General features: G+C 65.7%; 14 protein-coding genes. 9 read left to right on the top strand and 5 right to left on the bottom strand.

Translation table 11 applies throughout. The features are described from left to right. Positions 1–78 precede the first annotated feature (78 nt). Positions 79–1,167 carry an ABC transporter ATP-binding protein gene (locus G5C50_RS19395; RefSeq protein ID WP_165072015.1) on the top strand — a complete coding sequence of 363 codons (1,089 nt, stop codon included), beginning with the start codon at positions 79–81 and terminating at the stop codon, positions 1,165–1,167. Positions 1,168–1,178: 11 nt separating this feature from the next. Here G5C50_RS19395 and G5C50_RS19400 read toward each other — a convergent pair whose 3' ends face one another. The 3 genes from G5C50_RS19400 to G5C50_RS19410 are packed head-to-tail and all read right to left on the bottom strand — an operon-like array spanning position 1,179 to position 4,099. Beyond that, positions 1,179–2,282: a glycoside hydrolase family 18 protein gene (locus tag G5C50_RS19400; protein ID WP_165072017.1), complete on the bottom strand. Its 1,104-nt coding sequence runs from the start codon at positions 2,280–2,282 to the stop codon at positions 1,179–1,181. Between the two features lie 27 nt (positions 2,283–2,309). Continuing rightward, entirely contained in the window at positions 2,310–3,131 is an 822-nt protein-coding gene (locus G5C50_RS19405) for a rhomboid family intramembrane serine protease (protein ID WP_165072019.1), read from the bottom strand. A 20-nt stretch (positions 3,132–3,151) separates the two neighbouring features. Continuing rightward, entirely contained in the window at positions 3,152–4,099 is a 948-nt protein-coding gene (locus G5C50_RS19410) for a hypothetical protein (RefSeq protein WP_165072021.1), read from the bottom strand. A gap of 220 nt (positions 4,100–4,319) precedes the next feature. On the opposite strand from G5C50_RS19410, the gene G5C50_RS19415 reads away from it, so the two are divergent. From G5C50_RS19415 to moaA, 4 genes are all read left to right on the top strand, one after another. Further along, a complete protein-coding gene (locus tag G5C50_RS19415; RefSeq protein WP_165072023.1) occupies positions 4,320–5,117 on the top strand; it encodes a hypothetical protein in 798 nt (265 codons plus the stop codon). Between the two features lie 511 nt (positions 5,118–5,628). Further along, entirely contained in the window at positions 5,629–6,474 is an 846-nt protein-coding gene (locus G5C50_RS19420; RefSeq protein ID WP_206107772.1) for an NTP transferase domain-containing protein, read from the top strand. 21 nt (positions 6,475–6,495) lie between these two features. After that, a complete protein-coding gene (locus G5C50_RS19425; protein WP_165072027.1) occupies positions 6,496–6,912 on the top strand; it encodes a molybdenum cofactor biosynthesis protein MoaE in 417 nt (138 codons plus the stop codon). Between the two features lie 76 nt (positions 6,913–6,988). After that, positions 6,989–7,987 carry a GTP 3',8-cyclase MoaA gene (gene moaA, locus G5C50_RS19430; protein ID WP_165072029.1) on the top strand — a complete coding sequence of 333 codons (999 nt, stop codon included), beginning with the start codon at positions 6,989–6,991 and terminating at the stop codon, positions 7,985–7,987. Between the two features lie 8 nt (positions 7,988–7,995). Here moaA and G5C50_RS19435 read toward each other — a convergent pair whose 3' ends face one another. Both G5C50_RS19435 and menC read right to left on the bottom strand, forming a co-directional pair. Next, positions 7,996–8,919: an amidohydrolase family protein gene (locus tag G5C50_RS19435; RefSeq protein ID WP_165072030.1), complete on the bottom strand. Its 924-nt coding sequence runs from the start codon at positions 8,917–8,919 to the stop codon at positions 7,996–7,998. A 20-nt stretch (positions 8,920–8,939) separates the two neighbouring features. After that, positions 8,940–10,079 carry an o-succinylbenzoate synthase gene (gene menC, locus G5C50_RS19440; RefSeq protein ID WP_240907259.1) on the bottom strand — a complete coding sequence of 380 codons (1,140 nt, stop codon included), beginning with the start codon at positions 10,077–10,079 and terminating at the stop codon, positions 8,940–8,942. 188 nt (positions 10,080–10,267) lie between these two features. Between menC and G5C50_RS19445 the strand changes: the two genes are divergently transcribed. The 4 genes from G5C50_RS19445 (at position 10,268) to G5C50_RS19460 (ending at position 12,209) form a co-directional block, all read left to right on the top strand. Continuing rightward, positions 10,268–10,693 (top strand): YkgJ family cysteine cluster protein, encoded by a 426-nt coding sequence (locus G5C50_RS19445; RefSeq protein ID WP_165072031.1) that lies wholly within the window; start codon positions 10,268–10,270, stop codon positions 10,691–10,693. Beyond that, positions 10,690–11,187: a hypothetical protein gene (locus tag G5C50_RS19450; RefSeq protein ID WP_165072032.1), complete on the top strand. Its 498-nt coding sequence runs from the start codon at positions 10,690–10,692 to the stop codon at positions 11,185–11,187. The genes G5C50_RS19445 and G5C50_RS19450 overlap by 4 nt, the downstream gene beginning before the upstream one ends. Before the next feature lie 140 nt (positions 11,188–11,327). Beyond that, complete coding sequence (locus G5C50_RS19455; protein WP_165072312.1) at positions 11,328–11,711, top strand: HU family DNA-binding protein; 384 nt, start codon at positions 11,328–11,330, stop codon at positions 11,709–11,711. Positions 11,712–11,975: 264 nt separating this feature from the next. Beyond that, positions 11,976–12,209, top strand: coding sequence for a hypothetical protein (locus G5C50_RS19460; RefSeq protein ID WP_165072034.1), 234 nt, complete (start codon positions 11,976–11,978; stop codon positions 12,207–12,209). Positions 12,210–12,226 lie beyond the last annotated feature (17 nt).

A 12,226-nucleotide genomic window follows, 5' to 3' on the forward strand; every position in this document is an offset into this window, starting at 1 on the left:
TGAGAGACGGTCGCCGGCCGGGCAAGCAACAAATGTTGAACGATGCGCCGGCCAGCGCTCGGACGGGTGGAGTCGGACATGGCGTCGATTGAATTTCGCGAAGTCTCGCGGCGCTATGGGGCGAACCCCCCGGCGGTCGACTCCCTCGCCTTCGACGTCGCCGATGGTGAACGTCTGGTAATCTTGGGGCCTTCGGGATCCGGGAAGACGACGCTTCTCCGCCTGATCGCCGGACTGGATCAGCCGACGACCGGGGAGATCCTTTTCGACGGCAAACGGATCGACGGCGTCCCCCCGCATCGCCGCGACGTCGGCATGGTCTTTCAGGAGCCTTCGCTCCATCCGTTCCTGGACGTGGCCGGGAACCTGGAGTTCGGCCTGCGGGCTCGGGGCGTCCCGCGTGAGGAGCGTCGCCGGCGGGTTGCGGAGGTCGCCTCCATGCTCCGCCTTGATGGACTGCTGAACCGCCGTCCCGCAGCGCTTTCGGGGGGGGAGCGTCAGCGAGCGGCCATCGGCCGGGCCGTTGTGCGACGTCCGGCCGTCCTGTTGCTGGACGAGCCGTTCTCGAGTCTCGACTTGCCCCTCCGCACGGCGCTGAGACGCGACCTCGTCGACCTCCACGATCGCCTGGGAATGACCCTGATCCACGTCACCCACGATCAGGGAGAAGCCCTGACCCTGGGGCGTAGGATCGCCGTGATGAACCACGGCCGACTGATCCAGACGGGAACCCCGAACGAGGTCTACGATCGCCCCGCGTCTCCGTTCGTCGCCCGTTTCGTCGGCGACCCTCCCATGAATCTGATCCCCACCGAGGTCGCCGTCGACTCGACGACCGGGATGCGGCGGGTCAGGTTCCTCCCGGGGGCCGCTCCATCGTCGACCGACGCGATGACGAACGTCGAAGAGGGCCGGATCCTGATGGGGATTCGGCCCGAACTCATCTCCGTGCTGAGGGGCGGCGACGAAGGTTCCTCCCTCCCGGACCGGGCGACGTTCGACGCCGTGGTGGGTCGGTTGGAATACCGGGGCGACTCCGTGCTGGCCACGCTCGACCTCTCCGGAATCCCGGTGGTCGCCCGGGTTTCCAGAGATGGCGAGTTCCGAGAGGGCGATCGAGTGGTCGCGATCGTCGATCTGGACCGGGTCTGCCTGTTTTCCGAGTGACGTCGAGTGGGCTACTTCGCGGCGGCGGACCAGGCGTCGTGGGCGGCCTTCTGGAGCGGGTTGGAGCCGTCGGGAAGGCGGTCGCCGTCGACTTGCCAGAAGAAGACGCCGCGGAAGCCCTTGGACATGGCCCACTCGGTCTTGATCCGCATCGATTCGGGGTCGTCGTAGCCGGCGACCTTGGTTCCGTCGGGCGAGGTCAGCCAGGGAACCTTGGTCTCGTCGTCCCAGGTGCGGGTCCAGCCTTCCTGGAGCCGCTTCGGCACGTCCTTGTAGGTGACGTCGAAGGGCCGAGGAGCGTCCTTGGCGCGGGGGGAGTACGGCTCGGGGGTCGGGAAGCCGCGGCCGTAGAGGGCCAGGCCGACGGCCAATCGGTCGGCGGGAACTCCGCGCTTCTCCAGGAAGTAGAGCATCGAACGCTCGGTCGACCGGCCGTTGGGGCCTTCCTTGGAGGAGGCGAAGAGGGGCGAGTTATGGCCGGCTCGCGGCGACCAGGCGCCGGCGTAGTCGTAGGTCATCACGTTGATCCAGTCCATCGTCTCCAGCAGGAAGGCCGTGTCGAGCTTGTCGATGGTTCCGTAGTTCGAGGACGCCGCCATCGTGACGAACATCTTCCGCCCCTTCGTGGCCCCGATCGCGTCGAGTCGCTTGCGGAAGGTCCGGGTCATCCGCTCAAAACCAGGTGTCTCGGAAGGGGCGTCGGGGTATTCCCAGTCCAGGTCGATCCCGTCGTAGTCGTACTCATCCACCAACTTCAAGACGGCCTCGACGTAGCGGGATTCGGCCTCGGGGTTGGCCACGATTTGACGGAACTGGTCGTCCCATCCCCAACCGCCGAGCGAGACCAGAACCTTCACGCCGGCCGCGTGGGCGTCTCGCGTGAGGTCGTGGCTAGGGACCCCTCGGCGATTGGCGTTGATCCGGCCCTCGCCGTCGGCGGTGACGAAGGCGTGGCAGATGTGGGTGTAGAGCTTGTAATCCGGATTCTTGGGGTTTCCGTACAGATAGCCGACGAACACCTTGTCCCGTCGTGCTTCCTCAGCGCGGGTCGATTGGGGGGCGAGGGCGGGACCAAGCAGGGCGAGGAATGCGAGGCCGGACGTGAAGCGGGTCATCGGCGCGTCTCCAGGGGGGCGTCGGGATCAACGAAGTCGCGGCAGAAAGTAGACAGCGGTCGAGATGAGGACGGTCAGGGCCGTGATCCACTCGAGGCGGCCGATCGTCGACCGCTCGTGCTCGAGACGATCCACGAGGATCGCCGGCGGCAGGATCGCGCCCAGGACGAACCCCCCCAGCAGGCCGCCGAGGTGGCAGGAGTTCGAGACGACCTGGCTGAGAAGCCCGAGCGTCAGAGTGTAGACCGACCAGATCCCCAGCACCACGCCGACCCGGCGGTCGCGGATCTCGATCTTGTCGCGATGCGCCCAGGCCAGAGCGATGATCGCTCCCGCCAGGCCGAAGATCGCGCCGGAGGCTCCCACGGTGGGCGTGGGCGTCATCATCGTGAGCAGGGACCCGGTCACGCAGCAGGCCGTGTAGAGGAACAGGTAGGACCGTCGGCCGAAGGCGTGCTCGCAGGCCATCCCCAGGATGAACAGCATCGCCATGTTGCCGAAGAGGTGGTCGCCGCTCGCGTGCATGAACCCGGAGGAGACCAGCCGCCAGAACTCGCCCTTCAGGACGGCGTCGCGCTGCATGGCCCCGGTCTCGACGACGCGCTGGACGTTGTCCAGGCCCCCGATCTGGATCTGCCTCCCGAAGATCAGCGCGCAGGCCAGGATGATCAGGATCGTCGCCGGCGGCATGGGGCTCATGCCGGCCTCCAGGTCGATCCTCTCGCGATGGAGCATGTCCTCGCTGAGGTCGAGGATCTCCCCATCGTCGTCGACCGCGGGGGCCTCGTCGTCGTCGAAGGCGGGGGGCGTCTCGTCCGGCTCCTGCGGGAGGGCGTCTTCGGGCGTCATCGCGGCTCGGCTCCTCTGGATCAACGGCGTTCGCCGGTGTCGAGGAGCACGCCGAGGGCGATACCGATGCGGCGGTCCAGTTGCGGCGGCCGATCGCGGGACATGTCCAGGACGTAGCTGTCGACCAGGGTGAACTTGCGATTGAATTCGCCCCGGACCTGCTCATTCCCGTCGGGCGTTTGCACCACGAAGATGAAGTTCGTCCGAAGCGCCCCGAAGAGCGGGCCGAGGAACCGCCGGAGAAGCGAGAGGATCAGGGAGTCCTCTCGGGCGATGAAGAGCGGTCGACCGTCGGCGTCGGAGACGGACCACTTTTTGCGGAAGATGTTGGAAAGCTGATTCTTGCGCACCCGGGCCAGGATCCTGGCGTCGGGCCGCTGGACGGTGAACGTCGTGGTGAAGACCTCGAACTTGTGGTCCTGCAAAACGTCGAGCAGGGGCTCCGCTTTGGTCTCGTCGGAATAGAAGTGGATGTGTCGCTTGGGGGTGATCCGAAACGCCAACACGAATGTGAGGATGGCGCCGATGATCCCGACCAGAATTCCGACCGGGCCTCCGACCCAGCGCACGCCCGTCGCCTGGGCCAGGCCGATCGCGCATGCCGCCGCCAGAGCCGCGGAGACGATCAGGAGGATCGCCGCAATCAACGCGGCCCCAATCTGCCTGAGCAGGTGGGCTGGACGCTCCACATAGAGGATCGGCCGCTTGGATTCGTCGCTGATCACGTACTTCGAGGAGATCGCCATCACCTTCTGACGCATCAGGAACCGGTCGCGCTGGAACGCCGGGTGCAGGGCGATCCGCTCGCCCCCCTCCTCGTCGAACGGCTCGGCGGAGGCGTAAACCACCTCCTCGATGGGGACGACCATCACGTTGTCGCAGTCCGGGCAGCGGAGCTTCTTGCCGGCGAACTCATCCTTAAGAGTGTAGGACCGCTCGCAATCGGAACACGTCACGGTGATGGGCACGGCTTCGGCTCCGCGGGGGTGAGGCGATCACGAACCGCCCTATGCTGTGGGTCGAAACCGCCGAGGGTTGATGATGTTCCCGGAATGCAACAGATGCAAGTCGTCACCCACGATGCGATTTTTGGGAGGGACTGCGATCCTTTTGACCTCGACCTCGGGTTCATTAAGATATAGTTAGAAAAGACGGCTCGAGCCGGGCTTTCTCTCGGAGGGGACGATCATGCGTGTCGGCGGTTCCATCGGGTGGCTGCGGGCGCTGGCGGTCGGTTTCATCGTGGCGTTCGCGCCGACGGTTCAGGCGGACGAACCCAAGAAGAAGGCGGAAGGCATCCTGTCCGACCTTGGGGTCGTGCTGGAGAAGACGCGTTACATCTACGCCGACGACGAGAAGGCGCTGATGGAGAAGTACGAAGAAGCCAAGGCCGCCCGTGAACAGGCCCGCGTCGCCATGGGCAAGATCGAGCAGGGGCAGATGATCCAGCAGGGGATTCTCGCCCTTCAGGCGGAGGAGCAGCAGATTCAGGCGGAGATCGGCGCGATCCGGGCGCAGTCGGCCGGTATGAGCTACGGGCGACGTCGCGGCGGCAATTACTACCGCAACGAGGCGAACGCGATGATCCGTGAAGAAGAGGCGATGCGCAACCAGATCAAGTCCCAGATCACGCAGGCCAACAAGCAAAAACCCTCCGCCAAGCAGCAACAGTCCGATCAGATCGCGGCCCGAGCCGCCATGGAGCGGGCCCAGCAAGTTCTGAAGGACGTCAACGACGCCTACGATTCCCTGGAGGAACGCTACAATCAGGCCCGCGCCAAGCCGGGCGTGATTCAGGCCCTTGAGGACGCCGGTTACGCCAAGAAGGTGAGCCTGCGGCTTGGGCCCTCCGAGGAGTCGGATAAGATCGGCAAGTGGGTCAAGGGGATCTTGAAGATCCGCCCGAAGAGGTCGACGGTTCCAGCCGCGAAGCCGGCCGCCGACAAGCCAGCCGCCGAGGCGGGGAAGTCCACGAAAAGCGAATAAGCGCTTCGAGACTCCCGGCGTCTTGGCGAGCGTGAGCCGACGTGCAGGCGATTCAGACCCGCAGGCGACTCGACCTTCCATCGAGGAGCCTGCGGCGTCGCGTTCGAACCGTGAGGCCGATGGCGCCGAGCTCTTACAGCAGAAAGCTCTGAGGTTCGGGCGCGACCGTGCTGTGGTAGCGGCATTCGACGTCGCCCAGGATGGGGCTCCTCAGTGGTCACGGAGAGGAGATACTCTCCTACGGGTCGAGGACGCGGGATCGCGCCGATGCCAGGGGCGAAAAGGACCGACGTCGCGTAGACTGTCGTGCCGTCGTCCAGATCGAAGCGGTACTCGGGCGTCGAATAGACGATCGGCGTGCTGAAGTAAGTCGGCCCGTACCTGTACGCGGCTCGCTCCGTTCTTTTGAGGCCTTTCTTTGAGGCGTTATTGATGCGGGGGCCTTGGAACGGCAGCATCGAGTGGGTCGAGGGTTCGTCGACTTCGGACGGAAGGAGGGCTTTTGAGCGACGTGACAGTAGCAGCGATCATCCCCGCGGCCGGCGAGAGTCGCCGCATGGGCCGGGCGAAGCTTCTGATCGAGTTCGGAGGGCGACCCCTCATCGCTCGCGTCGTCAACGCCTTGCGCGAAGGAGGAGCGGGGCCGATCGTGGTCGTCACGCCGCCGTTCGAGGCCCCCGAAGGGCCGCCGATCGCCGAGGCTGCGGCACAAGTCGGCGCGAGGGTGCTGACGCCCGAGAGGCGTCCTGGCGACATGCGCGAGTCGGTCGAGTTGGCACTGGCCGCCCTGAATGAACTCCGGGACAAGGCCCCCGGAGGGGTGCTCCTCGCGCCGGCCGATAGTCCGAGGCTCAAGGCGGCGACGGTCGGGCGGCTCATCGACGCCTGGCTAGGCCGTCCGGAATCCATCTTCATCCCCACGTTCGGCGGTCGACGCGGGCATCCGATCGTCCTCCCATGGCGAATCGCGATCTCGATCCCGAACCTCCCCGGCGGGGTCGGCGTCAACGCCCTGATCTCAGAGCACGCCGCCGACGTTCAGGAGATCCCGTTCGACGACGATGCGGTTCTCGTCGATCTGGATACCCCCGACGACCTGGACCGCCTTCGCCGGACGAGATCGGTTCGACTCTTCGCGATCGCCCGCCAACTGGCCGGAGTTCCGGAAGTCGTCGTCGAGTTGCCGGAGTCGGCGACGGTCGTCGACCTGCGCCGGGCGCTGATTCAGCAGCATCCCGCCCTGGCGGGGATCGCGGAGCGGGTGCGGATCGCGGTCGGCGATGAGTATGCTGGAGACGACGCCGTCATTCCAGCCGACGTTCCGCTGGCCCTGATCCCCCCCGTCAGCGGCGGCTAGTCGTTATCGTCCGAGGTCGCCGTGGTTGAGATCACCAAATTGCCGTTGGACTGCGCCAGGATCACCGAGAGCGTCCGGCACCCCAACGCCGGGGCCGTCTGCACCTTTCTGGGAACCGTTCGCGAGATGACGGGAGACCTTCGTACGGTTCATCTCGAGTACGAGGCGTATCCCGAGATGGCTGCGAAGAAGCTCGCCGAATTGGAAGCTGAGGCCCGCCGTAAATGGCCGGTGATCGGTCTGGCCCTTTCGCATCGGGTCGGGCGACTGGAGTTGGGGGACGTCAGCGTGGTCGTCGCCGTGAGCTGCCCCCATCGGGGGGACGCCTTTGAGGCATGTCGTTGGCTCATCGACACGCTCAAGGAAGTCGTCCCCATCTGGAAGCGGGAAAAATGGGACGACGGTCGCGAGGAATGGATCCATCCCGGAATGAGCTGATCGCGACTCTCAGCTTGTCGGTGCGTTACAATGGGGCGACGGCACCTTGTCATCCCCTTCCGAGACGCGACCGATCATGAGCTTGAAGCCCCGCCTGATCGATTCCTTCGGTCGCGTGCACAACAACCTGCGCGTCAGCGTGACCGACCGCTGCAACCTGCGGTGCGTCTACTGCATGCCGGAGCAGGTCGAGTTCATGCCGCGGGAACGACTCCTGAGCTTCGAGGAAATCGCTCGCTTCGTCGCGGTCGTCGCCCCGCTGGGCGTTGACAAGATCCGGCTCACGGGGGGCGAACCCCTGCTGAGGAAGGATCTGGACGTCCTGGTCCGGATGCTGGTCGCGATCGAGGGCGTCTCCGACGTCGGCATGACGACCAACGGCATGCTCCTGGCGCCAATCGCCGGAAGGCTCCGGGAAGCCGGGCTGGAGCGTCTCAACATCAGCCTGGACACCCTCGATTCCGTCCGCTTCGAGCGACTCGCGCGCCGGCGCGGCCTGGACGACGCCATCGCCGGCGTTCACGCCGCCAAACGCGAGGGGTTCGACCCGATCAAGCTGAACGCCGTCGTGATCCGCGGCTTCAACGAGGACGACGTCGCGCCGCTCGCCCGGTTCGCCCGCGAGCTTGGCGTGGAGATGCGATTCATCGAGTACATGCCGCTGGACGCAGGCCACCTCTGGGAGCGTGAGAAGGTCTTCTACGCTCAGGAGATCCTCGACGTCATCGCTCGCGAGGTCGCTCCGCTCGCCCCGGCCGCCGATCAGGACCCCCGCGCGCCGGCCCTGGCGTACGACTATCTCGACGGCGGCGGTCGAGTCGGCCTGATCTCGTCGGTGAGCCGTCCCTTCTGCGGGAGCTGCAACCGGCTCCGGCTGACCTCCGACGGCAAGCTTCGCAACTGCCTGTTCGCGCTGGAGGAGACGGACGTCCGGGAGATGCTCCGCTCAGAGGCGCCCGAGGAGGCTGTCGCGCAGGCCGTCGCCGCCTCGGTCGCCGCCAAGTGGGAAGGGCACGAGATCAACACGGCCCGCTTCATCCAGCCTGACCGACCGATGTACTCGATCGGCGGCTAGAGACGGGCTCAAGAGAGCCGGTAGGCCCGAATCGCGTTGTCGTGGAACAGCTTCCGCCGGCGGTCTTCGGGAAGGTCGGCGACGATCTGGGTGAGGGCGTTCACCCAGTCCTTGAGCGGTGCGCCAATCGTGCAGACGGGCCAGTCGCCGCCGAAGAGGACGCGGTCGGGTCCGAAGGCCTCCAGCATGTGGCGGACGACGGGGGCCAGGTCGTCCGGCTTCCAGGGCCGATCCTTGGCCTGAGAGACGATCCCGGACACCTTGCCCACCACGTTCGGGAAAGCAGCGATGCGGTCGATATCGCGCTTCCAGGTCGTGAGGTCGCCGAAAACCGGCGGATTGCCGCAATGGTCCAGGACGAACGGCGTCCCCGGCGCGGCCTGGATCAATTTGGCCCCGTCGGCAAGGTCGGCGTGCCTCATGCAGAGATCGAAGCTCAGGCCCAGTTCGCCCAGCTTCTGGATTCCTCGGACGAAGGCGTCCTGAAGGCAGTAGCCGGCCGGGGTCGACCCGTGCAGCACCTGGCGCAGACCCTTGACGGCCGGATCTTTCGACAGGGGTTCGATGTAGGCGGCGAAGCCCTCGTCAGCCGGCCGTCCTCCGATCACCGCGCCGGTGATGGCGTTCCCCGGATCTCGGCAGAGATCGATCGCCAGCTTGGCTTCCAGAGGATGATCGGCCGGGGCCACGTCGACCTCAAGGTAGACGGCTTTGACGACGTCGAGACCCGCGGCGGCTTCTCGATACTCGGCCCAACGCGCGTTGTGGTTGAGTGTGGTGTTGTTCTTGAGCCAGGGGAGTCGGATCTTTTCCAGGTCCCAGATGTGGACGTGCGAGTCGACGAGGGGCAGGGGGGCTGAAGCCCCCGAGGCCAGGGCGGCGGTTGCGACGGCTGCTGCGCCGGCGAGGAACTCGCGACGAGTGCTCTGCATGGAACGGGCTCCCGATCGTCTCAAGCGGTTGTCGTACGGGTGAATTCGCGGCGGTCGACCTGATAGCGGCGGATTTTCTGTGGATCCACCTGCACGCCGACGCCGGGTCGGGCGGGGACCGTGAAGACGCCGGGAGACGACATCTCGAACGGCGGCGCCGCGTAGTCGTCGACGAACCAGCGGGCGCTGGGTTGCACGTCGGACGGATACTTGCAGTTGGCCAGCGTCCCCAGATGGACGTTGAACGTCTGGCCGAGTCCGAACTCAGCCGTCGAGCCGACCCAGCAGGCCACGCCGTGCTGGAAGCAGAGGTCGTGCATCGCCCTGGCGGCGCCAAGTCCGCCGGTGCGCTGGACCTTCAGGTTGACGATCCTGCAGGCCCCGAGCCGAATCGCCTCAGCCGTCCGTTCCGGGGTGTCCGCCGATTCGTCGAGGCAGATCGGCGTGGTCAGCGACTTCTGGAGGTCCGCCATCTCGGCGAGCGCCTCGGTCGCGAACGGCTGTTCGATCATGAGCAGGTCAAGCTCGTCAAGCTCACGAAAGAGTTCGGCGTCGGCCGGGGAGTATTCTCCCCCGCAGTCGACCATCAGCTCGACATCCTCGAAGTGCCGTCGGACCGCCTTGACGAACTCCAGGTCGCGGCCGGGGGAGATGCGCAGCTTCACCCGGCGGTATCCCTCCGCGAGATGGGCCTCGACGGCCCCCAGCAGATCAACGACCGAGGGATAGAGTCCCAGCGCCAGCCCGGACTCAACCCCCATGCTGATCTGGGTTTCGTCCGCGCCCAGGAGCTGGGCGACGGTGACTCGGTGCTCCTGCCCCAGGAGATCCCAGAGGGCGGTTTCCGCGCCCGCCGTCGCGATCGGCCCGACCCCCCAGGAGCCGGCGATTTCGCCGATCCGTTCGGTGCAATCCACCGACGCGCCGAGAAGCTTAGGAGCCACGACGTTCGTCAACTCGTTCCAGGAGGAGTCGACCAGATGGGGCTGGCTCGGGGCGGGAGAGCTCTCGCCATGGGCAAGGCCTCCGGCGGACTCCAGCGTCACCAGGACGGCTTCCTTCACACCCGCCTCGACCATCGCTTCAGGCCAGGACGACTTCAGCGGAATCTGGATCCGCGTCACGACGACGCGTTCGATCGGGCTGGTGGATGTGAACACAGGGATCCTCCGTCTAGTCCGAAAGCCGTCGGGGCTGGCCGCCGGTCCCGCACGGGACCTGTCAGCTTATCACAACCCCTGCCTTTTCATACCCTTGGACACGTAGGAATTGCCCGTAGGACGGGCGGTCGGTACACTGTGCAGATGAATCGCCAGGGCGACGGAAACCTCAGAGACCAGGACTTTTCATGAGCAGCCGTCGAGCCAAAGAACCCTGGTACAAGGACGGCCTCTCCTTCGAGTGCACCAAATGCGGCGCATGTTGCACCGGCGCGCCCGGATACGTCTGGGTGACGCCTGAAGAGATCGCCGCGTTGGCGGAACATCGGGGCGAAACGCTCGACGAATTCTCGATGCAGTTCGTGCGCAAGGTCGGTCGCCGCTACAGTTTGATCGAGCGGCCGGGCGGTGATTGCATCTTCTGGGAGCGTGGGGTCGGCTGCACCGTCTATCCGGCTCGCCCGGTTCAATGCCGGACCTGGCCGTTCTGGCCTGAGAACGTCGAGACTCCGGAGGACTGGCGGCACGTCACCGAGATCTGCCCTGGATCCGGCAAGGGGCGTCATTACTCGGCCGACGAGATCATCACGTCCATCGGGATGGTCCGGACATGAGCCCAGAAGACCTCAATCCCCAATCCGAGGCGTCGTCGCTCGCGGCGGAGGCTCGGGGGCCGCTGGCGATCCTCTATGGGGAGCTGGACGCAGCCGTCGCCCGACTCGGCCCGACCTGCGCGGTCAGCGGGCGTTGCTGTCGGTTCGAGGAGTACGGCCACACCCTCTTTCTCTCCTCGCCCGAGGCGGCGGTGCTCATCGCCGACGCCCCGGCTCCCGTTCGGGCTCTTGACGCGGGCCTAACCTGTCCCTGGCAGGATGAAAAGGGGCGTTGCACGGCGAGGGAGGCCCGCCCGCTGGGGTGTCGGGTCTATTTCTGCGACCCCGTTTTTCAGGAACACGCCCCGCGCCTGTCCGAGGAATTTCTGAGTCGCCTCAAGGCGATCGTCGACCAGCACGAGTGGCCCTGGGGGTACGCCCCGCTCCACCGTCACCTCGCCCTGGCCGTGGACTGCGGCGAGTTGTCCCCGCCGGTCCCTTCCGAACACGCGTGAAATGGGCCGAGCCGACGTCGTCAGAGTCGGCCTGCGCAGGTGTTCGGATTGTTTTTTCTTGACACTACTCCATACGGCCAATACAGTTGAGACGCTCTGGGCCGCCCCGCGACCGACCGCGCCCCGTGGAGATCGCCATCGTGACGAAAAAAGAGATTGTGAAGAGAATCTCCGAGGACATCGGGCTTACGCAGCTCAAAACCAAGGACATCGTCCAGCGCACCCTGGACGCCATCATCCAGACTCTTGTCACCGAGGGCCGGATCGAGCTGCGGAATTTCGGCGTTTTCGAGGTTAAGCGTCGGGCTCCCCGCAAGGCGCGCAACCCTCGCACCGGCGACAAGGTGTACGTCCCCTCCAAGAACGTCGTCACCTTCAAGCCGGGCAAAGAGATGGAAGAATTGGTGCGAAAGATGAATCCGGACAATCTTCCCCTGTTGGAAGAAGGTGCGGATGCCGATCTAGAAGGCAACGGAACCGTCGAACCGGTTTCCGAGCCCCAGGCGCGTAGCTCGAAGGAGTGAGGCCAACGCCTCCCGCCCCCGTCGCACGCGTCGTCCATTCCTCCCTCGTTTCACGCGGGTTTGGGGAATTCCAGGACGATCCAGGGTCTCGGAGCCGATGAACGGTACCAGGGTGGACTTACGGTCCCCCTCGACACTCTGAGCGAACGGGATGATAGGCTCGCCCCGCGGGAGGAACCCGGCGGCGAGCCCACGGATCAGAACCATGCAAGGATTGTGTGGAGCGACTGGTCCGCGCGTTACCGTAGGCGGGAGGATCCCGACATGCGAAAACTTCTGGCGGCCATGGCTATTCTGGTCGCCTCCCTCGCCCTTTTCGAGGGCTGTGCGCCGGTGCCGCTGCCACGGTATGCGGCCTATAAACCTCGGCGCGTGGAGCAACTCCTCAACGAGTCCGAGAACCTCCGCCAAGCGGGCGACGACTGGGAGCGCTTCTGGATGCTCGACCAGCCGTCGCACATGACGCCGTTCCGGACCCACGGCGGCCTTGGGCCCTGATCCAACGCCTGACCTCC

The sequence above is a fragment of the Paludisphaera rhizosphaerae genome, assembly GCF_011065895.1.
Lineage (GTDB): Bacteria > Planctomycetota > Planctomycetia > Isosphaerales > Isosphaeraceae > Paludisphaera > Paludisphaera rhizosphaerae.

Bases quoted from the DNA above. Each gene is read 5' to 3' on its own strand.
- G5C50_RS19435 (WP_165072030.1), bottom strand. From the start codon at position 8,919: ATGCAGAGCACTCGTCGCGAGTTCCTCGCCGGCGCAGCAGCCGTCGCA.
- G5C50_RS19460 (WP_165072034.1), top strand. From the start codon at position 11,976: ATGCGAAAACTTCTGGCGGCCATGGCTATTCTGGTCGCCTCCCTCGCC.
- G5C50_RS19400 (WP_165072017.1), bottom strand. From the start codon at position 2,282: ATGACCCGCTTCACGTCCGGCCTCGCATTCCTCGCCCTGCTTGGTCCC.
- G5C50_RS19415 (WP_165072023.1), top strand. From the start codon at position 4,320: ATGCGTGTCGGCGGTTCCATCGGGTGGCTGCGGGCGCTGGCGGTCGGT.
- G5C50_RS19395 (WP_165072015.1), top strand. From the start codon at position 79: ATGGCGTCGATTGAATTTCGCGAAGTCTCGCGGCGCTATGGGGCGAAC.
- moaA (WP_165072029.1), top strand. From the start codon at position 6,989: ATGAGCTTGAAGCCCCGCCTGATCGATTCCTTCGGTCGCGTGCACAAC.
- G5C50_RS19450 (WP_165072032.1), top strand. From the start codon at position 10,690: ATGAGCCCAGAAGACCTCAATCCCCAATCCGAGGCGTCGTCGCTCGCG.
- G5C50_RS19405 (WP_165072019.1), bottom strand. From the start codon at position 3,131: ATGACGCCCGAAGACGCCCTCCCGCAGGAGCCGGACGAGACGCCCCCC.
- G5C50_RS19445 (WP_165072031.1), top strand. From the start codon at position 10,268: ATGAGCAGCCGTCGAGCCAAAGAACCCTGGTACAAGGACGGCCTCTCC.